The following is a 20,685-nucleotide window of genomic DNA, read 5'->3' on the forward strand; positions in this document are numbered from 1 at the left end:
TTTTCAGTCGCAGAACTTGAAACCTGAAACTTAAAATAATTAACCACAAACTATAAAACCATGAAAAAAGCAGTATCCATTTTAGTTTTAATCATTACGATGATATCTTGTAATTTAGGAAAAAAGCACAATCCAATTGAAGGAACCTGGCGTCTTATTTCAGCTGAAACTACCGAGAAAGACTCGACTTTTTCGACTTTCAACACAAAAACAAAAATGATTAAGATTATTAACGATACACATTTTGCTTTTTTTAATCATGATTTGAAAAACGGAAAAGATTCAACAGCAGCATTGTTCTTTGGCGGAGGCGGAAAGTATACTTTAAAAGACAGTATTTATACAGAAAACTTAGAGTTCTTTAACAATCGCGATTGGGAAAACAACAAATTTGAATTTGTTGTGAAAGTTCAAAACGACACTTTAATTCAGAAAGGTGTAGAAAAAATAGAAAAATTAGGAGTAGATCGTGTTATTATAGAAAAATACGTTCGAGAAAAATAAATAAAATTTAGTTTCAAGTTTTCTTTGTTTCAAGTTTCAAGTTAGGAAACTTAGAACATTAGAATCTTAGCAACTTAGTACCTTAAAAAAATGAAAAAGATTTTAGTTATAGACAATTACGATAGTTTCACTTACAATTTAGTGCACTATTTAGAAGATTTAAACTGTGAAGTTACCGTTTACAGAAACGACGAATTCGATATTGATGAAATCGCTTCTTTTGAGAAAATTTTACTTTCTCCAGGGCCTGGAATTCCAGATGAAGCAGGTTTGTTAAAAGCAGTAATCGAAAAATACAGTCCCACAAAAAGCATTCTTGGGGTTTGTTTAGGACAACAAGCGATTGGAGAAGTTTTTGGCGGAACGCTTTCTAACCTTGATAAAGTGTACCACGGAGTTGCTACAAATGTAAAAACAGTAGTTTCAGATGAAATTTTGTTTGAAGGTTTAGGAAACGAATTCGAAGTTGGAAGATATCACTCATGGGTTGTCGACAGCAATTTGCCTGAAGATTTAGAAGCAACTTCGGTAGACGAAAACGGACAAATTATGTCCTTACGTCACAAAACTTATGATGTGAGAGGCGTTCAATTTCATCCAGAAAGTGTTTTGACTCCAAATGGTAAAAGGATTTTGGAGAATTGGATTAAGAGTTAGTGATTAGAATTTTTAGTATTCAGTCTCAGTTTACAGTCTCAGTAAAAAACTTAGAATCTCAGCATCTTAGAACCTTAGCAACTTTAAAAAAATGAAAACTATATTAAACAAATTAATCAACCACGAAGTTCTTACTAAAGAAGAAGCAAAAAACGTATTGATTAATATTTCAAGCGGTCAATACAATCCAAGTCAGATTTCGGCATTTTTGACTGTTTTTATGATGCGAAGCATTACAATTGATGAACTTTCGGGCTTTCGCGAAGCTTTGTTAGATCTTTGCATTCGTGTTGATTTATCAGCTTACAATACCATCGATTTATGCGGAACGGGCGGTGACGGAAAAGACACCTTCAACATTTCGACTTTGGCTTCTTTTGTATCAGCAGGAGCTGGAATAAAAGTTGCAAAACATGGAAATTACGGAGTTTCTTCTATTTCTGGATCCAGCAACGTGATGGAAAAAATGGGAATTAAATTTAGCAACGATTCTTCCTTTTTAGAAAAATGTATCGATCAGGCTGGAATCTGCGTTTTGCATGCTCCCCTATTTCACCCAGCAATGAAAAATGTTGGACCAATTAGAAAAGAATTGGCGGTAAAAACATTCTTTAATATGTTAGGACCAATGGTAAATCCTGCATTTCCACAAAATCAATTGGTTGGAGTTTTCAACTTAGAATTGGCAAGAATGTATGCTTATTTATATCAAAATACAGATACCAATTTTACGATCTTACATTCGCTTGACGGATATGATGAAATTTCATTAACTGGTCCAACCAAAACAATTTCCAACCATATGGAGGGAATGTTGAATCCAGAAGATTTTGGTGTTCGTCTTCTTTCTCAAACCGAAATTGAAGGAGGAAAAACAATTGAAGAATCTGCAGAAATTTTTACGAATATAATTTCTGGAAAAGGAAATGAAGCACAGAATAATGTAGTTTGTGCCAATGCTGCAATGGCAATTTCAACCGTTACAAAATGTTCTCCAAAAGAAGGATTTGAACTGGCTAAAGAAAGTTTATTGTCTGGAAAAGGATTAAAAGCATTACAGAAATTACAAGAATTAAGCAGGTAAAAAATTGTTTCAAGTTTCAGGTTTCAAGTTTCAAGTTGTTGGAACGAACCTGAAACTTGAAACCTGAAACAAACAAAATAATGAATATCCTAGATAAAATAATAATAGACAAAAAACAAGAAGTGATTTTGAAGAAATCGATTATTCCGGTTTCTCAGTTAGAAGCTTCAGTATTTTTTGGAAAAAAGATAATTTCTCTTAGTCAGAAATTAAAAGAAAGCAATTCTGGAATTATTGCTGAACACAAGCGCCGTTCTCCTTCAAAATCAATCATCAACAATAATTTTACCGTTGAAGAAGTAGTTAAAGGTTATGAGAATGCGGGCGCATGCGGAATTTCAGTTTTAACCGATGGTAAATATTTTGGCGGATCACTTGACGATTTACTTTTAGCAAGAGCTTCGGTAAATATTCCGCTTTTGCGAAAAGAATTTATTGTAGACGAATACCAGATCTTAGAAGCAAAAGCTCATGGTGCCGATTTGATTTTGTTAATCGCAGCAGTTTTAACTCGCGAAGAAATCAAATCTTTATCTGAATTTGCAAAAAGTTTAGGTTTAGAAGTTTTGCTTGAAGTACATAATCAAGAAGAATTAGAAAAATCAATTATGCCGACTTTAGATATGATTGGCGTAAATAACAGAAATTTAAAAACATTCGAAGTAAGCTTAGATTTTAGTAAAGAATTGGCTTCACAAATTCCGAATGATTTTGTAAAAGTGTCTGAAAGCGGTATTTCATCAATTGAAGCCATTCAGGAACTTAAACCTTACGGTTACAAAGGTTTCTTAATTGGAGAAAACTTCATGAAAACCGATAACGCAGGACAAGCCGCAACAGAATTTATTAACAAGCTAAGCCTGTAAACGTTTGCCACAAAGTCACAAAGGCGCAAATTTAATTTGTGCTCATTTGTAAAAAAACTTAGTGTCTTAGCGCCTTCGTGGCAAAAAAAATAAAAAAATGAAACTCAAAATATGCGGCATGAAATATCCCGAAAACATTCTCGAAGTAGGTGCACTCCTACCTGATTATATGGGATTTATTTTCTGGGAAAAATCCGCTAGATATTGCAATGGGAATGTTCCCGAATTGATAAAAACAATCAAAAAAGTGGGCGTTTTTGTTAATCAAAGTCAGGAAGAAATTCTAGAAAAAGTCGAAAAATACAACTTACAAGCAGTTCAATTACACGGGGAAGAATCAGTTGAATTTTGCTCAGCATTAAAAGAAAAACTTCCAAAAAAAATTGAAATTATTAAAGTCTTTTCGGCCGATGAAAATTTTGATTTTGAAATCATAAAACCTTTTGAAAATGTCTGTGATTATTTTCTATTTGATACTAAAGGAAAACTTCCGGGCGGAAACGGAACAACTTTCGACTGGAGCATATTAAAAAAATACAATTCAAAAAAACCTTTCTTTTTAAGCGGCGGAATTGGAATGAATGAATTAAAAGCCATTGAAGAAATTTCAAAAACAAAATTACCTATTTATGCTGTCGATGTAAATAGTAAATTTGAAATCGAACCAGGGCTGAAAAATAAAAATCTATTAAGCATCTTCAAACGAAAATTTGATGTTGCCAACTTTTAAAATTTAAATAAAATGAGTTTTAACGTTAACGAAAAAGGATATTACGGAGAATTTGGCGGTGCTTACATCCCAGAAATGCTGTATCCAAATGTAGAAGAACTACGTCAGAAATACTTAAGTATAATGGATGAACCTGATTTTAAAGCAGAGTTCAACCAATTGCTGAAAGATTACGTTGGACGCCCTAGTCCGTTGTATTTTGCAAAACGTCTATCTGAGAAATACAATACCAAAGTTTATCTAAAAAGAGAAGACTTAAACCATACTGGAGCTCACAAAGTAAACAATACAATTGGGCAAATCCTGCTAGCAAAACGTTTGGGTAAAAAAAGAATTATTGCCGAAACTGGAGCTGGGCAACACGGTGTAGCAACAGCAACAGTTTGTGCTTTAATGGGAATTGAATGTATCGTTTACATGGGCGAAATAGACATCGCGCGTCAGGCACCAAACGTGGCGCGTATGAAAATGTTAGGCGCAGAAGTTCGTCCGGCGCTTTCAGGTTCAAGAACTTTAAAAGATGCTACAAACGAAGCCATTCGTGACTGGATTAACAATCCTGTAGATACACATTATATTATCGGATCTGCAATTGGGCCTCATCCTTATCCAGACATGGTAACACGTTTCCAAAGCATTATTTCTGAAGAAATCAAATGGCAGTTAAAAGAAAAAGAAGGTCGTGAAAATCCTGATTATGTAGTAGCTTGTATTGGCGGAGGGAGTAACGCTGCAGGAACTTACTACCACTTTTTACACGAACCACAAGTTGGAATTATTGCTGTTGAAGCCGCTGGAAAAGGTGTTGACAGCGGACACAGCGCCGCAACTAGTAAATTAGGAAAAGTTGGTGTTATTCATGGTTGTAAAACGCTTTTAATGCAAACTCCAGATGGGCAAATTACAGAACCTTATTCTATTTCTGCAGGATTAGATTATCCTGGAGTTGGACCTTTGCACGCTCATTTGGCACAAACAGGAAGAGGTGAATTTTTCTCTGTTACCGATGATGATGCAATGAATGCAGGTCTTCAATTAACAAAATTAGAAGGAATTATTCCTGCAATCGAGAGTGCTCATGCTTTTGCCGTTCTGGATCAGAAGAAATTCAAGTCTACTGATGTTGTTGTAATAAGTCTTTCTGGTCGTGGCGATAAAGATTTAGATAATTATATAGATTACTTTAAATTGTAATAAAAATTGTAATTTGGGCGTTCGAATCCCGAAAGTTATCGGGAGTCTGTACGCTAACAAATAAAGAGAAAATTATAATTATGGAACTATTATTCTCATACGGAACATTAAGATCGAAACAAATTCAGATGCAGATTTTTAATAAAGTTTTAAGCGGCAGTCCAGATCAAATACTGGGCTTCAAACTTAAAAGTTTACAAATTGAAGAAGAATTTGGAATGGCAGATTATGTTGTGGCTGTAACAAGTGAAAGCTTGGAAGACATTATACACGGCGTTGCTTTTGAAGTTTCTAATCAAGAATTGCTAAAAGTAGATCAATTCGAGTCTAATTCATACAAAAGAGTTCAGGTCAAACTTCAATCAGGAAGAGTAGCTTGGGTTTATACAGAAAATAAATAATATAAGATGATTTTAGCGGCGGCGCAGACCAAACCAAAACGTGGAGATATATCTTCTAATTTACTGAATCATTATCATCTTATTGAATTGGCTGCTCAAAATGGCGCTAATTTAATTGCGTTTCCTGAATTATCTATTACAGGTTACGAAAGAGAAAATGCAGAAACTTTAGTTTTTACAGAAGATGATTATAGAATTGATCACTTAAAAGAATTGTCGGTTAGAAATAATATTGTCATTATAGCTGGAGCGCCAATTCGAATAGATTCAAAACTGTTTATTGGCGAATTTATTATAGCTCCAGATGATTCTGTTTCTATTTATACGAAACAATTTTTACATGAAGGAGAAGGTGATTTTTTCGATTCTTCGTTTGATTACAACCCTATGTTAACTATTGAGGATCAAAATATTTCTTTTGCAATTTGCGCCGACATTGACAATCCGCTACATCCTGAAAACGCAGCTAAAAATGATACCGATATTTATATAGCAAGTATTTTCTTTTCGCCAAACGGAATTCCGAATGCGTACAGAGATTTGCAAAATTATGCTGAAAAACATAAAATGAATGTTTTGATGTCGAATTTCAGTGGAGAATCTTGGGGATCGCCGTCAGCAGGCCAAAGTGCTTTTTGGAATAACAAAGGAGAATTAGTCGCCCAAATGAATGATTCGGATTCTGGATTGTTGTTGGTTGAAAAAAAAGGTTATGATTGGGAAAGCCAAATCGTAAAATTTTAAAATATATTGCCACAGATTAGAAAAGATTTTCTCTCGCAGATCTAGCAGATTAATAAAGATTAAAGCATCTAAAAAAATCTGCGCAGATCAGCTTAAATCAATATAAATCTGCGTGAAATAAACTTTTAATCTTTAGCAAAAAAGAAAATAAACATACCTACAAGGTTTTGAAAACCTTGCAGGAGAAAAAAACATAAAAATGAACAGAATAACTCAAAAACTACAAGAAGATAAAAAGATACTTTCGATCTATTTTTCTGCCGGATATCCGAATTTAAATGATACGGTGCAGATTATTCAGGATTTAGAAAAAAATGGCGTGGATTTAATTGAAATTGGACTTCCGTTCAGTGATCCTTTGGCAGACGGACCAACGATTCAGGCGAGTTCTACAACAGCGCTTCATAACGGAATGACAACGCAAATTCTTTTTGATCAGCTGAAAAACATTCGCGAAAGCGTAAAAATTCCGTTGATTATCATGGGATATTTTAATCCGATGTTACAATATGGTGTTGAAGCTTTTTGTGCAAAATGTGCCGAAATCGGAATTGACGGTTTAATCATCCCAGATCTTCCAGTTGATGTTTATGCTGATGAATACAAAGCAATTTTTGAAAAATACGGATTAATAAACGTGTTTTTGATTACGCCTCAAACTTCAGACGAACGTATTCGTTTTATCGACAGCGTTTCAAACGGATTTATCTACATGGTAAGTTCTGCAAGTGTTACAGGTTCTCAATCTGGATTTGGAGATGTTCAAGAAAATTATTTTGAAAGAATCGCTAATCTCAATTTGAAAAACCCTCAAATTGTTGGTTTTGGAATTTCGAATAAAGAAACTTTCAATCAAGCAACTAAATATGCTAAAGGTGCTATTATTGGAAGTGCTTTTATCAAACATTTGAGTGAAAAAGGAAGCGGGAAAATTGAGGAATTTGTTGGAGAGATTCGATAGATAAATCCCAATAAGCATATCGTTTGTCATTCTGAGGAACGAAGAATCACACTCGTAACTCTATAAAGATTGGCGACATAGTTTTGCGGAATTTCTAGTGTGATTCTTCGTTCCTCAGAATGACAAAACAAGCTCACATAGCTGAAATACTAAAGTATTTCAGCTTTTTTATTTTAACTAATTAAGGCACGATTTAACATAAATTATCGAAAACGCTTTATGTTAATATTGTGTTAAAATAAAATTAAACAAGCGTTTAAATTAAACAAGTGTTTAATTTTGCATCCGATTAGAAACAATACCATGTCACACATCGAATTGAACGATAAAAAAATTCAGATTCTTAATGTTGCAGAAAGGCTATTTTCTGAGAAAGGATTTGAGGGTACATCGATACGGGATATCTCCAAAGAGGCCAAAATTAACATTGCTATGGTCTCTTATTATTTTGGTTCAAAAGAGAGATTACTGGAAGCTCTGATTTTTCACAAAACTGTCGATTTAAAACTACAACTCGAAAATTTATTACAAGAAGATCTAGAACCTCTTGAAAAAGTCAATAAATTAATCGAAATTTACATCAACAGAATTTGCCTTAACAAAGGGATTTACAGGGTTTTACATTTTGAACTTTACAACAAAAAGAGAGAAAAAAGCCTTCAGGCTTTTACTGAGCTTAAAAAAGGAAATTTAAAGTCTGTAGAAAGCATTATTAAACAAGGCCAGGCTCTTGGGGTTTTTAGAAAAGATGTAAATATCCAGCTCATTACACCAACAATTATCGGAACCTTTTTTCACTTTCACATGAATCGCTCTTTCTTCGAAGAAATATTTGATTTAAAAACCGAAGAAATGTTTAACAATTACATTAAAAACGATCTTACAAAGCACATTCAACAAACTATAAAAGCGCTACTTGTTTATGAAAATTAGTCAATTAATGCTCTTTGGAGTTTTCTTTATCGGAATATCTTCAATAGAAGCACAAGAGAAAACAAGTTTAACCTTGGGCGAAGCCGTACAAATGGCTTGGGAAAAGAGTAACGAAGTTACACTTGCCAATACTAAGGTAAACACAAAAAAATACGAATTAAAAACCGTAAAAAATAATCAATACCCAGATCTTAAAATTTCTGGTCAATATCAGCGTCTTACAAAAGCATCGATTGATTTGCCTAATCAGGGTGAAAGTGCTTCATTAGCTTCTCCAGATAGAGCGATGCTTGGAATGGCAAATTTAAGTCTTCCTATTTTTGCTGGATTTAAAATTCAAAATAGCATTGAGGCATACGATAACTTATATGAAGCTGAAAGCGCAAATGCTGAAAAAACTAAAGAAGATGTTGCTTTAAAAGCAATCACTTATTACACGGCATTATACAAGGCTCAAAAAACTTTAGATGTTTTAAACGAAAATCAAAAAAGTGCAAAACAGCGTGTTACTGATTTTACAGAGTTGGAGAAAAACGGAATTATTCCGAGAAATGATTTATTGAAAGCGCAATTATTAGTTTCTAAAACGCAATTATCTATTGATGAAGCTAATAATAACATCAATAATATCAACTTCTATTTGACTACTTTGCTGAAATTAGATCCTAATGTAAAAATTCAGGTAAATGAAGAAGATTTCTTTAATCTTAAAACAAGCAATTCTATAACATCTGATGCTGTTGCACTTGAAAGCAGAAAAGATTTAGAAGCAATAAGATTACAAGGTAAAGCTTCGGAAGCTAATATCAAAATTGCAAAAGCTGGATATTATCCTTCAATTTCACTTTTAGGCGGTTACACTGCATTTGATCTTAAAGACATTGTAACAGTAAAATATGCGATGAACTTTGGAATCGGATTATCTTATGATTTATCAGGAATCCTAAAAAATAATGTTCACGTAAAAGAAGCAGAAAGCAGAGCTTTGGAAGTAAAAAATACCGAAGCAATTATGACAGACCGCATTAAAGTAGAGGTTCAAAAATCTATTGAAGATTATGACCTAGCAATTAATCAAAGTGTGGTATATGAAGAAGCATTACAGCAAGCAGCAGAAAACTACAGATTAGTAAAAGATAAATTTGACAATGGTTTATCTGACACTAATGATTTAGTAGAAGCAGATGTAGAGCATTTAAATGCCAAAATTCAAACTGCTTTATCTAAAGCAACCATTATTCAAAAATATTACGAATTACTTTCAGTATCAGGACAATTATCACAATCATTCAATCTTTCTAAAATATAATCGATAGCTCTCATGGAAAAGAAAAAAACAAATAAAAAATTCATCATCATACTTGCAGTTCTGATTTTAGGAGGCGGAACTTATGGAATATCTAAATACCTACACGGTCAAGCTCACGAAGAAACGGATGATGCTCAAATCGAGAAAAAAATGAACCCGATTATCCCGAGAGTTTCAGGATATATCAGCAAAGTTTATGTGAAAGATAATGATTATGTAAAAAAAGGAGATACTTTATTTACTATTGACAAGAGAGATTATCAATTAAAGATTGATGAAGCTAATGCTGCTTTATTAGGTGCTGAAGGTCAGTACGAAGCTGCAAAAGCGGATATTGGAAGTGCTTATGCAAGCATCTCAGTATCTGATGCTCAAATGAGATCTGCAACCGGTTCTATCGAAAGTGCAAGAATTAGATTGAGACAGCTTACAAACGATTACAACCGTTACAACAACTTGTACAAAACTCATACTATTACAAAACAACAATATGAGCAAGCGTTAACAGCAAAAGAAGAAGCAGAAAACCAAGTACGTGTTTTAGAGCAACAACAAAAAGCTACTTCTTACCAAAAATCGGTTATTCAGTCAAAATCTAAAGTTTCAGACAAACAAACAGAAGTTGCTGCGGCAAACATCAAAAAAGCAAAAACAATGCTAGATGTGGCTCACTTAAACCTTTCTTATACAGTGGTCACTGCTGCAATTGATGGTCAGGTTTCTAAAGTTGATATTCAGCCAGGACAATTGGTTCAGCCAGGACAATCTTTATTCTACATCATTAACAACAACGAAGCTTGGGTTGTAGCAAACTTTAAAGAAACACAATTAAACAAAATGGTTGTGGGACAAAAAGTAAGTTTAAAAGTAGATGCGTATCCAAACTATGAGTTTAAAGGTACTGTAACTTCTTTCTCTCCTGCTACAGGATCTCGTTTTTCATTATTACCTCCTGACAATGCAACAGGAAACTTCGTAAAAACAATTCAGAGATTACCAGTAAAAATTAGTATAGATGAATCAAACGATCCTGAGAAAGTAAAACTTTTAAGACCAGGAATGAATGTTGATGTAGATGTACATTTGAAATAAAATAAATGGCAACAGCAGTACAAGATGACGATTTAGTAGAATACGGTTTCAGACGTGTTGTCATTACGATTACAGCAGTACTTTGTGCACTGCTGGAAATTGTAGATACTACGATTGTAAACGTAGCGCTAACTGACATGCGCGGAAGTCTTGGTGCTACCTTGACCGATGTGGCATGGGTAATTACAGCATACGCTATTGCGAATGTTATTGTAATTCCGATGACGAGCTGGCTATCACAGCAATTTGGAAGACGTAACTATTTTGTGGCTTCCATTATAATATTTACAGTCTGTTCTTTTTTGTGTGGTAATGCCACAAATATTTGGGAGCTTGTAGCTTTCCGTTTCGTACAAGGTATGGGTGGAGGAGCTTTACTAGTAACAGCCCAAACGATTATTACAGAAAGTTACCCAGTAGCAAAACGTGGAATGGCACAGGCTATTTACGGTATGGGTGTAATTGTTGGTCCAACTCTAGGTCCGCCTTTGGGAGGATATTTAGTAGATAATTATTCTTGGCCTTATATTTTCTATATCAATATTCCGTTGGGAATTATTGCAACTATTTTGGCTTTAACATTTGTTAGAAGTCCGAAATATGGAGAAAAACTAAAAGCCAATCAGGTTGACTGGTGGGGAATCATTTTGTTGAGTGCTTTTATCGGTTCTTTACAATTCGTTTTAGAGCACGGACAGCAAGACGACTGGTTTAACGATTCACTTATTGTAACCTTAAGTGTTGTGACAGTTTTAGGATTGGTTCTTTTTATTTGGAGAGAGCTTACCTACAAACATCCGATCGTAAACTTAAGCGTTTTAAAAGATGGTAACCTTAGAATTGGAACTATAATGTGTTTTATTCTTGGTTTTGGTCTTTATGGTTCAACATTAATCATTCCGATTTATACACAGTCTATTTTAGGATGGACAGCAACTGATGCAGGATTATTACTGATTCCAGGTTCTATTACAACGGCAATCATGATGCCTTTTGTTGGAAACATGATTCAGAAAGGTGTACCGCAAGGTTATATGGTTGGAGTAGGATTTTTAGTTTTCTTCTTCTTTACTTTTATGATGTATAGCCGAATGACACCAGATACAGGAGTTGAACATATGTATTGGCCTTTAATTTTAAGAGGAATTGGTTTAGGACTACTTTTCGTACCAATTACAACACTTTCTCTTTCTACTTTGAAAGGAAAACAAATTGGTGAAGGAGCAGCATTTACAGGAATGATGCGTCAGTTAGGCGGATCTTTTGGTATTGCGATCATTACCACTTTCATCACACGTTTCAGCCAGTCACACCGAGTAGATTTAATTAATAACCTAGATCCTGCCAAGTTTGAAGTACAGCAGCGAATTGCAGGAATGCAGCACGCATTCATGGCAAAAGGATATAGCGCAGATGTTGCTTTGAAAAAAGCGTATCAAGCTATTGAAATGTCAGTCATGAAGCAAAGTACTGTAATGGCTTATATGGATATTTTCCTTTATTTAGGAATCATGTTTTTATGTTGCATACCGATTATTCTCTTTATTAAAAAAGGGAAGAACAAAATTAGTGCAGCCGACGCAATGCATTAATGATAATAATAATTTTATAATACGCATAAACGCCGAATTCTTAATTGAATTCGGCGTTGTTTTTTATAATAGTCACAGTTTTCAGTGGCAGTATTAGGTTCATGAACTTTGCTTAAAACTTTGCGCTTTTGGGGTTAAAAAAAACTTAGAACCTCAGCATCTCAGAACCTTAGTATCTTTAAAAAAATCATCTTGTGAAAACCAAATGATTCCCTTTAGAAAGATTCGCATCAAACTGATATCCATCGTAATTGAAACCTTTTAAATCGTCAATAGTTTCAGCGTTTGTATCGATAATATAACGAACCATCATACCTCTCGCCTTTTTCGCAAAGAAACTGATCATTTTTAGTTTTCCATCTTTATAATCCTTGAAATCTGGAGTAATTACAGGCACTTTCAATGCTTTTACATCAACCGCCGAAAAATATTCATTGCTCGCTAAATTCACAAATAATTCGTCTTTTTTCAATTCTTTGTTTAAAGCTTTCGTTACAACAGGTTTCCAGAATTCATGAAGGTTTTTATATTCACCAACTGGCATTTTTGTTCCCATTTCCAAACGATACGCCTGCATTAAATCAAGCGGTTTCAAAAGACCGTAAAGACCTGATAGAATTCGAAGTTTATCTTGTAAAACATCTAATTTTTCTAACGGAATTGTATAAGCATCTAAACCTGTATAAACGTCTCCATCAAATGTATAAACCGCAGGACGTGCATTTTCTGGTGTGAAAGGTGTTTTCCAATCCTGATTTCTTTTCCAGTTTAAATCGGCTAGTTTGTCTGAGATCGACATTAGTTCTGATAATTCAGAAGGCTTTTTTGTTTTTACTACTTTATGAACCACTCTTGCTTCTTTTAAGAATGAAGGTTCAGTATATTGAGATGTTGGTAATTCTTTTTCGAAATTCAGTGATTTCGCTGGAGATATAACAATTTTCATGTGTGCATTTTTCTATGATTCAAAAATACAAATTGAAATTCTAAAAATTATCGTTTGTAATTGATTTGTTCTATCGTTGTATTTTTTTCTCGCCACGAATTGCACAAATTTCCACAAATTATTCTTTTGCGCAAATTGTTATATTTTTTTGCCACAGATTAAAATGATTTACACAGATTTTCTTAATCTATTACTATTTTTTTCTGCCACGAATTGCACAAATTTTCACTAATTAAAAATCTTTTTTAATCCTTTTAATCTGTGGCAGAAAAATAAATTCGTGGAAATTCGTGCAATTCGTGGCAACCATTCTCATTTTAATAAAATTCTGCACGACAAAATGTGAAATTGTTCAAAAAAGTAAGCTCTAGATTATAATAGGCATTTTCTATGTTGTAAATTTGCATGCATTTCATTTCTTAGAAATTTGAAATTGCATTTTTACTCAATAATTAGTGAATTCGTGGCGATACAAACAAACTATAAAACTGCTTTACAAAACAAAATCTTCGATGTTATTTCGAAAGCTTCTCAGGAATTAAAAATCGACTCTTATGTGATCGGCGGATTTGTTCGTGATTTGCTTTTAAATCGAGGTTCTAAAAAAGATATTGATGTAGTTGCTGTTGGAAGCGGCATCGAATTAGCGCTTAAAGTTTCTGACTTACTGCCGAACAAACCAAAAGTTCAAGTTTTTAAAACTTACGGAACTGCCATGCTTCGTTTTGAAGATACGGATATTGAATTTGTTGGTGCCCGAAAAGAATCATATAATCGTGATAGCCGAAATCCGATTGTGGAAAACGGAACTTTGCAGGACGATCAAAATCGTCGCGATTTTACGATCAATGCTTTTGCTTTATCTTTAAATAAAAACAATTTTGGAGATCTTTTAGACCCTTTTGATGGTTTAACCGATTTAGAAAATAAAACAATCAAAACGCCTTTGGATCCAGATATCACTTATTCTGATGATCCTTTGCGAATGCTTCGTGCGATTCGTTTTGCGACTCAATTGAATTTCGAAATCGAAGAAAATTCTTTGAATGCAATTACAAAAAATGCAGATCGCATTAAAATTATTTCTGGCGAAAGAATCGTTGATGAATTAAACAAAATTCTTATGACGGATAAACCTTCAACAGGTTTTTTACTGTTATACAAAACAGGACTTCTAGATCTAATCTTACCTGAATTAACTGCTTTAAATCAGGTTGAAGAAATTGAAGGCCATACGCATAAAAACAATTTCTATCATACATTGGAAGTTGTGGATAACATTTGCCCGAATACAGATGATGTTTGGCTTCGTTGGTCGGCATTATTACACGATATTGGGAAAGCACCCACTAAACGTTTCACCAAAAAACAAGGTTGGACTTTTCACGGACACGAATTCTTGGGCGGAAAAATGGCAAAGAAAATCTTTGAACGTTTGCACATGCCATTGAACCACAAGATGAAGTTTGTACAGAAAATGGTTATTATGAGTTCACGTCCCATTGTTTTGGCGCAGGATATTGTAACCGATAGTGCGGTTCGCCGTTTGGTTTTTGATGCTGGCGAAGATGTAGAAAACTTAATGACTTTGTGCGAGGCAGATATCACAACCAAAAATCCGTCGAAATTCAAGAAATATCATAAAAATTTCGAACTCGTACGCAAGAAGATCGTTGAAGTAGAAGAACGCGATCATGTTCGTAATTTCCAACCTCCTATTTCTGGAGAAGAAATTATGGAAATGTTCGATTTAAAACCTTCACGTGAAATCGGAATTTTAAAAGAAGCCGTAAAAGAAGCTATTTTGGAAGGCGTTATACCGAATGAATATAAGGCGGCTTATGATTTTGTGATTAAAAGAGCTGCTAAACTAAATCTAACACTTAAGAAGTAATGGATTATTATAAAATAATTTTCAGAATCTTACTTGCTGTAGTTATTATATATCCAAATTATATTTTTTTTAAAGAACGAAAAAAGAATGAAAAAAAACATTTTAGACACAATTTACTTTATTTTTTAATATCAGTTGTTATCCCGTGCTCCACAATTTTTTTAATTGCCTTAATAATGACAAGTCCCGCTTTAAATCAACTAATAAATTTAAGATTTGATCCAAAAGATCTGACTTCTAGGATTATTGTAGGGAGCCTTATATTTCCTCCAAGTATTGTAGCTAACCTATATTTCGCAAAATTCTACATAAAAAGAATTTCCAAAATAAAAAACAAAAACGAAATCGAATTAATCGGAAAAGAATGAAAAAAGAGAATAAATCAGTAATCATTTGGTTACTATCGGGCTGTATTTTATTATTTTTAATGGTTGTCGTGGGCGGAATTACCCGTTTGACCAATTCGGGTTTATCTATGACCGACTGGCATTTGGTAACCGATACCTTCCCGCCTTTAACAGACGCCAAATGGCAGGCGGCTTTTGACGAGTACAAAAAATTTCCTGAGTATCAGAAAATCAATATTCACAACGATTTTCAATTAGCAGATTATAAATTCATTTATTTTTGGGAATGGTTTCACCGTTTTATCGGCCGTATAATTGGATTGGTTTTCTTTGTACCATTTGTTTACTTTTTAGCTAAAAAGAAATTAGATACAGACACGATTAAAAAATGTATCGTTCTTTTGGCAATGGGAGCTTTTCAAGGATTTTTAGGTTGGTTTATGGTAAGAAGCGGACTAATTGATAATCCAGATGTAAGCCACTTCAGACTTTCATTACACTTAACTTTTGCATTCATTACTTTCGCATACACACTTTGGGTTGCACTTGATTTGATTTATCCAGAAAGAAATATCAACAAAATTCTACCGCTTAGAAATATTGCGCGTTATGCTTTGATTGCACTATTAATCCAAATTATTTACGGCGGATTTGTAGCAGGTTTAAATGCAGGACTAATTCACAATCATTGGCCTTTAATGAGCGATGGAGAGTTTATTCATGAATCGGTTTTTATTGAGCAATCTTCTTTAGTAAAAAACTTAATCGAAGGAAAAAGCGGTGTTCAGTTTGTACACAGAACTTTTGCTTATGTAGTAGTTGCGATTATTCTTTTCCTTTTCTTCAAAAGCAAAAAATATACGCTTACTCACACTCAATCAAACGGAATCAAAACTTTAGTCGTTTTTGTTTTTATTCAGTTTTTATTGGGCGTTTTCACTTTATTATATAGCGTGCCATTGGCTTTAGGATTAATTCACCAAATTATGGCGTTTTTCCTTTTGAGTGCGATGACATATACATTGCATAGATTGAGTAAATAAAATCGAAACATATTAAAACATAAAAAGAAGCTGTCTCCAAAGGACAGCTTTTTTATGAGCTTCGGAGAAGCGAAATATTTATAGTAAAAGATAAAAGTTTACAGTATAAAGCTCCAGCGGAGCGACATATTTATTCTTTTTCAGTTTTAATATATGCCGCTCCTCCGGAGCTTATTTTAATTGTTTATTGTAATTCTATAAATATTTCACCCCTCTGGGGTTTTATTGATTTGAAATCTATTGAATTTCTAATTTTAATAAAAGCTTCTATCCCAACCAAGTCTTAAAATCTTGTACTTTTTCTCGGCTTACAATGACCTCATCTTCTTTATAAGTTGGAAGAATCACTTTAAGTCGAGAATTAGTATAAACCTGAATTTCTTTAATCGCTTTTAACGGAACAATAAACTTTCTGCTTACGCGAAAGAAATCCTTTTTATCGAGTTCTTGTTCTAAAATCTCCAAAGTCGAATCGATCAAATAATCTCGATTGTCGTACGTATGAATGTAAGTTCCTTTATTTTCACTAAAAAAACATTCGATTTCTTCTGTAGTAATGACTTTTAAATGCTGGCCAATTTTAACGGTAAATCTCTTTTTAAATGTCTTTTCAAAAGGATTTGATAACATTTGTCGAATCTGTTCAAAGTCTAATTGCAAATTTGAAGTTTCTGCTGTTTTTGGAAGGCGAGATTTATATTTTGAAACCGCTGTTTCTAGATCGTCTTCATCAATAGGTTTGAGAAGATAATCTATGCTATTTAATTTAAAAGCTTTTAAAGCGTACTCATCATACGCCGTTGTAAAAATGATAGCGCTTTTGATGTCTATTTTTTCAAAAATCTCAAATGACAAACCATCAGACAGTTGAATATCCAAAAAAATCAAATCGGGATGCGGATTATTTTCAAACCAAAGAACCGATTCTTCAACAGAGTGAAGCATGGTTTCTACAGTTACATCTAACTTTTCAAGTTTTCTTTGCAGCAATCTCGCAGCTGGTTTTTCGTCTTCTATAATTAATGTGATCATTTACTATAATGTGAAATTTGAAAAAATTATGAAGTCAAAGTTACTCCCATTTATTTTTATTTGCGGTATCTTTTTCCATGTATTTTTGGATTTTTCTTTTCTCCCAATCTGATCCAAAAAACCAATCAGTACCAAATACAGATAATCCGTGAGCTAGTAAACCAATTCCCCAGAAAAGTGCAGTAGAGTACGTGTGCCATTCCGTCAAACCGCTAAAGTCCAATCCTACATTAGAATTATCTCGGGTTAAACTGGATACAATGATGATGATATTGACAATAATGTAAACTTTAAGGTGTGAGTAAAATCCTTTCAGTTTTTTTACTCTTCTATAAGCGGCATTATAATTTTCATCCTGACTAAACTCTTTTTCATAATGCTTTTCATATTCTCTTCCTAATTCATCATAGAATTGTCTTCTTAAACGTCCCATAACTATATTTTAATTATTTCCACTTGTTTTTATTCTGTTTTTCTTTCTCCATAAACTCTTTGATTTTTCTTTCTTCCCATTCTTTACCCATACCTGGAAAAACCTCAAAGACTTTTAACCCGTGAAAAACTACTCCAACTCCCCACCATAATAATGGCCAAAAAAACCATAGATATTGAGGTGATGTGTAAAGGTTTATAAAAATCAAAATTGCATTTACCAATATGTAAGCAACTAGATTTCCATAAAATCCTTTTAGGTTTTCGACTTTTTTTCTTGCCTGAATATATCTTTCTTCCTCGCTTAAATTCGTTTCCATGATTATTCCCATTTTTGTTTTTTATATTTTTTTTCTAAAATGCTCCTCAATTTTCGTTCTTCCCATTCGTGCCCAAAAATCTTATAGGAAGCAAACAAATCGATGGCAGAACCCACTATAACAGCCGACCAAATAATTACAACTACCCAATTGAGATATTTTATCGGAAAAAATTGCAATGGCAGATTGGTATATTCTTTTAAAAGAAAAACAATCAGTGCAAGAGTGTAAATGAACAAATGCTTGTAAAAAGATTTCAGCTGAATTACTTTTTTCCTGGCTAATTCTTGCAGTATTACTTCTTCTTGATCGTTACTCAAATTTGTTTCCATGACTATTTTCTTTTTCTAGAATTTCCTGAATCTTTTTTTGTTCCCATTTCTTATTAAAGAAAGGCGGAAGACTAAAAACTTTCAGTCCGTGCAAGATTATTGCCATTCCCCAGCCCATTACAGACCAAATCCACCAAAGGTATTCTGGAGAAGTCATATAATTTACAGCAATCACAATCGGATTACATAAAACATATACAGTCAAATGCTCGTAAAATCCTCTTATTTCTTTTACTTTTTTCTGAGCATCATAATAACGAACTGTTTCTGTGAAATTATTTTCCATTACTTCCACGTTTTTTGTTTGTTATCTTTCTCTAAAATCTCGCGAATCTTTCTTTCTTCCCAATCTGAGCTGTATCCAAAAACTTTAAAAGCATGCATTGCAACTCCAAATCCCCAGCCTAAAGCAGAAAACCAAAACCATTGAAATCCTGGTGAAAATTTTAGGTTAATAAAAACCAAGAACGGAATCACACAACAATATGAAATTATATTTCCGTAAAATCCTTTCAGTTCCTCTACTCGTTTTTTGGCTCTATAGTAAGCTTTTGCCTCATCGGTATATTCTGCACTCATTTCCATAACCGCTATTTGTTTGGTTAAAATTGGAATCCTAACGGTGAAATTCTTTCCATCTTCTTCAATCTTCACTTTTCTATCCGTTATAATTCCGTATCTGTTTACAATATTTTGCAATCCGACACCTTGCCTGTCCTGCAAAACTTCTTTTTTCTGAAGATCATTCTGAATCGCCAGATAATCTTTATCAATAAAAATTCTAATATGAAGCGGTTTTTGCTCGCTTACTACATTGTGTTTTACGGTATTCTCCAGCAACAGCTGTAAAGAAAGCGGCACCACCTTGGCTTCTGGATTAATATTTTCTGTCGGCAATTCGTAAAACAAACTATTTTCGAAACGCATTTTCAGCAAATTCATATACGTTTTTGCAAATGACAATTCGTCCTCAACCGAAACCAATTCTTTGTCTTTCTGTTCTAAAACATATCTATAAATTTTAGAAAGAGAAGTTGTAAAACGCTGCGCATTATCTGGATTTTCTTCTATTAAAGAACTCAGAACATTTAAGCTGTTAAAAAGAAAATGCGGATCGATCTGATTTTTTAAACTTTCGAATTTGGCATTTGCCGTTCCCGCAATAATTTTCTGCTGTGTTACTTTATTTTCCTGATAGAGTTTATAAAAATTAAGTCCATGAAAAAACAACAACACAATAAAAGTCATTACCGCAGATTCGATATAATTTTCTGCTTTTTCATTGGCAAGAAAACCTATTATTGTTTTATTCTCGATTATTACACTTGTAAACAAACGCAATACTCCAATTACAATCATCGATATTAAAAACGAACTTGCAAAACCAATTAAGATTCTCTTTAGCGAATATGGATTTTCTCGAAAAACCCTATCTAAAAACTCAAAAAGAACAACGTTTACGATATACAAAACCACACTGTAAAGCATGCAGTACAAGAAATAAATGTAAAGATTCTTGGTAAAAACTGCTGTTCCTAAAGAGGCGAACCGAATTAGAAAAGAAAATAAAAATACTATTCCTCCAACTAAGCATGCTTTTAACAAATTAGGTTTTAATATCATAATGTTTTATAAACTATTGAATTATTTACAAGTTTTTTGAATTTCCAGAGCTCTATCCAATCCCCATTTTGGAGCATAAGGTGTAGCTGGTTTAAAAGTATTAAAAAGTTCAATAGATTTATCAACTTGCGCGCATAAAGGTTTTGTATCTACTCCTGTCCATTTTGCTCCTCCTAATTGATAATCTGCTTCACCAAAAACGGCTCTCGGATTGTTTGGGTCGAGCGCTTTTGCTTTCGCGTAAGCTTCCATTACTTTGCCAGAATATTTCATCCCGTTTGTCATTGGATCAGCCACAACATATCCTGTGTAAATTAAAGCCTGCATTACATATAGTTCTGAGTTTGCTTGATCCTTTATCAATTCGATATCTAATGCATCTTGCGCTTTTGTCAATAATAAATCGATTTTAGTTTTGTCTTTTTCTGTAAATACAGCTGTTGCATTGATCAAAGCTACATAGTAATTTGGCAGATAACTGTTTTTTTCGGCCGCAGCAATTCTTTCGAATAAAGCAGAAGCTTCTGTATTTTTTCCTTCTTTCCAAAGTCCGAATGCTTTATTCATTCCTTGTTCAAATTGTGTTTGAGCTGAACTTATTACTACTACAAATAGTGCGACTAAAGTGATGATTTTTTTCATTTTATAA

Annotated in this window: 23 protein-coding genes; 15 read left to right on the plus strand and 8 right to left on the minus strand. The window is 33.5% G+C overall.

The window, feature by feature from the left end; translation table 11 throughout:
* Window positions 1–60 precede the first annotated feature (60 nt).
* The 13 genes from NCC77_RS19150 (at window position 61) to NCC77_RS19210 (ending at window position 12,067) form a co-directional block, all read left to right on the plus strand.
* Complete coding sequence (locus NCC77_RS19150; protein ID WP_250837035.1) at window positions 61–504, plus strand: hypothetical protein; 444 nt, start codon at window positions 61–63, stop codon at window positions 502–504.
* A 90-nt stretch (window positions 505–594) separates the two neighbouring features.
* Window positions 595–1,161, plus strand: coding sequence for an anthranilate synthase component II (locus NCC77_RS19155; protein ID WP_095929079.1), 567 nt, complete (start codon window positions 595–597; stop codon window positions 1,159–1,161).
* Window positions 1,162–1,252: 91 nt separating this feature from the next.
* Window positions 1,253–2,245 (plus strand): anthranilate phosphoribosyltransferase, encoded by a 993-nt coding sequence (gene trpD / locus NCC77_RS19160; protein WP_095929080.1) that lies wholly within the window; start codon window positions 1,253–1,255, stop codon window positions 2,243–2,245.
* Window positions 2,246–2,325: 80 nt separating this feature from the next.
* Window positions 2,326–3,111 (plus strand): indole-3-glycerol phosphate synthase TrpC, encoded by a 786-nt coding sequence (gene trpC, locus NCC77_RS19165; protein ID WP_250837036.1) that lies wholly within the window; start codon window positions 2,326–2,328, stop codon window positions 3,109–3,111.
* 97 nt (window positions 3,112–3,208) lie between these two features.
* Window positions 3,209–3,841, plus strand: coding sequence for a phosphoribosylanthranilate isomerase (locus NCC77_RS19170; protein WP_250837037.1), 633 nt, complete (start codon window positions 3,209–3,211; stop codon window positions 3,839–3,841).
* A gap of 12 nt (window positions 3,842–3,853) precedes the next feature.
* Window positions 3,854–5,035: a tryptophan synthase subunit beta gene (trpB, locus tag NCC77_RS19175; protein WP_250837038.1), complete on the plus strand. Its 1,182-nt coding sequence runs from the start codon at window positions 3,854–3,856 to the stop codon at window positions 5,033–5,035.
* An 80-nt stretch (window positions 5,036–5,115) separates the two neighbouring features.
* Entirely contained in the window at window positions 5,116–5,436 is a 321-nt protein-coding gene (locus NCC77_RS19180; RefSeq protein ID WP_250837039.1) for a gamma-glutamylcyclotransferase family protein, read from the plus strand.
* A 6-nt stretch (window positions 5,437–5,442) separates the two neighbouring features.
* On the plus strand, window positions 5,443–6,180 hold the full coding sequence (locus NCC77_RS19185; protein ID WP_250837040.1) for a carbon-nitrogen hydrolase family protein: 738 nt from the start codon (window positions 5,443–5,445) through the stop codon (window positions 6,178–6,180).
* 199 nt (window positions 6,181–6,379) lie between these two features.
* Complete coding sequence (trpA, locus tag NCC77_RS19190; protein ID WP_250837041.1) at window positions 6,380–7,141, plus strand: tryptophan synthase subunit alpha; 762 nt, start codon at window positions 6,380–6,382, stop codon at window positions 7,139–7,141.
* A gap of 303 nt (window positions 7,142–7,444) precedes the next feature.
* Window positions 7,445–8,074 (plus strand): TetR/AcrR family transcriptional regulator, encoded by a 630-nt coding sequence (locus NCC77_RS19195; protein ID WP_202006228.1) that lies wholly within the window; start codon window positions 7,445–7,447, stop codon window positions 8,072–8,074.
* A complete protein-coding gene (locus NCC77_RS19200; protein WP_250837042.1) occupies window positions 8,064–9,383 on the plus strand; it encodes a TolC family protein in 1,320 nt (439 codons plus the stop codon). The genes NCC77_RS19195 and NCC77_RS19200 overlap by 11 nt, the downstream gene beginning before the upstream one ends.
* A 12-nt stretch (window positions 9,384–9,395) precedes the next feature.
* Window positions 9,396–10,475, plus strand: a complete 1,080-nt coding sequence (locus tag NCC77_RS19205) for an HlyD family secretion protein (protein WP_095929088.1) — start codon at window positions 9,396–9,398, stop codon at window positions 10,473–10,475.
* A gap of 5 nt (window positions 10,476–10,480) precedes the next feature.
* The gene (locus NCC77_RS19210; RefSeq protein ID WP_250837043.1) at window positions 10,481–12,067 is read left to right on the plus strand and encodes an MDR family MFS transporter; all 1,587 of its coding nucleotides are present in this window, start codon (window positions 10,481–10,483) and stop codon (window positions 12,065–12,067) included.
* A 187-nt stretch (window positions 12,068–12,254) separates the two neighbouring features.
* On the opposite strand, the gene yaaA is transcribed toward NCC77_RS19210, so the two are convergent.
* Window positions 12,255–13,013, minus strand: a complete 759-nt coding sequence (gene yaaA, locus NCC77_RS19215; protein ID WP_250837044.1) for a peroxide stress protein YaaA — start codon at window positions 13,011–13,013, stop codon at window positions 12,255–12,257.
* A gap of 463 nt (window positions 13,014–13,476) precedes the next feature.
* Between yaaA and NCC77_RS19220 the strand changes: the two genes are divergently transcribed.
* The gene (locus NCC77_RS19220) at window positions 13,477–14,907 is read left to right on the plus strand and encodes a CCA tRNA nucleotidyltransferase (protein WP_250837045.1); all 1,431 of its coding nucleotides are present in this window, start codon (window positions 13,477–13,479) and stop codon (window positions 14,905–14,907) included.
* A 364-nt stretch (window positions 14,908–15,271) separates the two neighbouring features.
* Window positions 15,272–16,297, plus strand: a complete 1,026-nt coding sequence (locus tag NCC77_RS19225; protein ID WP_250837046.1) for a COX15/CtaA family protein — start codon at window positions 15,272–15,274, stop codon at window positions 16,295–16,297.
* Window positions 16,298–16,564: 267 nt separating this feature from the next.
* On the opposite strand, the gene NCC77_RS19230 is transcribed toward NCC77_RS19225, so the two are convergent.
* The 7 genes from NCC77_RS19230 to NCC77_RS19260 are packed head-to-tail and all read right to left on the minus strand — an operon-like array spanning window position 16,565 to window position 20,678.
* On the minus strand, window positions 16,565–17,329 hold the full coding sequence (locus tag NCC77_RS19230) for a LytR/AlgR family response regulator transcription factor (RefSeq protein ID WP_250837047.1): 765 nt from the start codon (window positions 17,327–17,329) through the stop codon (window positions 16,565–16,567).
* 40 nt (window positions 17,330–17,369) lie between these two features.
* Window positions 17,370–17,762, minus strand: coding sequence for a 2TM domain-containing protein (locus tag NCC77_RS19235; protein ID WP_250837048.1), 393 nt, complete (start codon window positions 17,760–17,762; stop codon window positions 17,370–17,372).
* A gap of 13 nt (window positions 17,763–17,775) precedes the next feature.
* On the minus strand, window positions 17,776–18,081 hold the full coding sequence (locus NCC77_RS19240) for a 2TM domain-containing protein (protein WP_248727832.1): 306 nt from the start codon (window positions 18,079–18,081) through the stop codon (window positions 17,776–17,778).
* A 2-nt stretch (window positions 18,082–18,083) separates the two neighbouring features.
* Window positions 18,084–18,413, minus strand: coding sequence for a 2TM domain-containing protein (locus tag NCC77_RS19245; RefSeq protein ID WP_250837049.1), 330 nt, complete (start codon window positions 18,411–18,413; stop codon window positions 18,084–18,086).
* A complete protein-coding gene (locus NCC77_RS19250; RefSeq protein WP_250837050.1) occupies window positions 18,394–18,699 on the minus strand; it encodes a 2TM domain-containing protein in 306 nt (101 codons plus the stop codon). The genes NCC77_RS19245 and NCC77_RS19250 overlap by 20 nt, the downstream gene beginning before the upstream one ends.
* Complete coding sequence (locus tag NCC77_RS19255; protein ID WP_250837051.1) at window positions 18,699–20,036, minus strand: 2TM domain-containing protein; 1,338 nt, start codon at window positions 20,034–20,036, stop codon at window positions 18,699–18,701. The genes NCC77_RS19250 and NCC77_RS19255 overlap by 1 nt, the downstream gene beginning before the upstream one ends.
* 21 nt (window positions 20,037–20,057) lie before the next feature.
* Window positions 20,058–20,678: a hypothetical protein gene (locus tag NCC77_RS19260; RefSeq protein ID WP_248727836.1), complete on the minus strand. Its 621-nt coding sequence runs from the start codon at window positions 20,676–20,678 to the stop codon at window positions 20,058–20,060.
* Between the last annotated feature and the right edge of the window lie 7 nt (window positions 20,679–20,685).

This window comes from Flavobacterium tyrosinilyticum (assembly GCF_023656565.1).
GTDB lineage: Bacteria > Bacteroidota > Bacteroidia > Flavobacteriales > Flavobacteriaceae > Flavobacterium > Flavobacterium tyrosinilyticum.

Coding starts and splice junctions, on each gene's coding strand:
- NCC77_RS19150 (WP_250837035.1), top strand. CDS start 61: ATGAAAAAAGCAGTATCCATTTTAGTTTTAATCATTACGATGATATCT.
- NCC77_RS19155 (WP_095929079.1), top strand. CDS start 595: ATGAAAAAGATTTTAGTTATAGACAATTACGATAGTTTCACTTACAAT.
- trpD (WP_095929080.1), top strand. CDS start 1,253: ATGAAAACTATATTAAACAAATTAATCAACCACGAAGTTCTTACTAAA.
- trpC (WP_250837036.1), top strand. CDS start 2,326: ATGAATATCCTAGATAAAATAATAATAGACAAAAAACAAGAAGTGATT.
- NCC77_RS19170 (WP_250837037.1), top strand. CDS start 3,209: ATGAAACTCAAAATATGCGGCATGAAATATCCCGAAAACATTCTCGAA.
- trpB (WP_250837038.1), top strand. CDS start 3,854: ATGAGTTTTAACGTTAACGAAAAAGGATATTACGGAGAATTTGGCGGT.
- NCC77_RS19180 (WP_250837039.1), top strand. CDS start 5,116: ATGGAACTATTATTCTCATACGGAACATTAAGATCGAAACAAATTCAG.
- NCC77_RS19185 (WP_250837040.1), top strand. CDS start 5,443: ATGATTTTAGCGGCGGCGCAGACCAAACCAAAACGTGGAGATATATCT.
- trpA (WP_250837041.1), top strand. CDS start 6,380: ATGAACAGAATAACTCAAAAACTACAAGAAGATAAAAAGATACTTTCG.
- NCC77_RS19195 (WP_202006228.1), top strand. CDS start 7,445: ATGTCACACATCGAATTGAACGATAAAAAAATTCAGATTCTTAATGTT.
- NCC77_RS19200 (WP_250837042.1), top strand. CDS start 8,064: ATGAAAATTAGTCAATTAATGCTCTTTGGAGTTTTCTTTATCGGAATA.
- NCC77_RS19205 (WP_095929088.1), top strand. CDS start 9,396: ATGGAAAAGAAAAAAACAAATAAAAAATTCATCATCATACTTGCAGTT.
- NCC77_RS19210 (WP_250837043.1), top strand. CDS start 10,481: ATGGCAACAGCAGTACAAGATGACGATTTAGTAGAATACGGTTTCAGA.
- yaaA (WP_250837044.1), bottom strand. CDS start 13,013: ATGAAAATTGTTATATCTCCAGCGAAATCACTGAATTTCGAAAAAGAA.
- NCC77_RS19225 (WP_250837046.1), top strand. CDS start 15,272: ATGAAAAAAGAGAATAAATCAGTAATCATTTGGTTACTATCGGGCTGT.
- NCC77_RS19230 (WP_250837047.1), bottom strand. CDS start 17,329: ATGATCACATTAATTATAGAAGACGAAAAACCAGCTGCGAGATTGCTG.
- NCC77_RS19235 (WP_250837048.1), bottom strand. CDS start 17,762: ATGGGACGTTTAAGAAGACAATTCTATGATGAATTAGGAAGAGAATAT.
- NCC77_RS19240 (WP_248727832.1), bottom strand. CDS start 18,081: ATGGAAACGAATTTAAGCGAGGAAGAAAGATATATTCAGGCAAGAAAA.
- NCC77_RS19245 (WP_250837049.1), bottom strand. CDS start 18,413: ATGGAAACAAATTTGAGTAACGATCAAGAAGAAGTAATACTGCAAGAA.
- NCC77_RS19250 (WP_250837050.1), bottom strand. CDS start 18,699: ATGGAAAATAATTTCACAGAAACAGTTCGTTATTATGATGCTCAGAAA.
- NCC77_RS19255 (WP_250837051.1), bottom strand. CDS start 20,036: ATGATATTAAAACCTAATTTGTTAAAAGCATGCTTAGTTGGAGGAATA.
- NCC77_RS19260 (WP_248727836.1), bottom strand. CDS start 20,678: ATGAAAAAAATCATCACTTTAGTCGCACTATTTGTAGTAGTAATAAGT.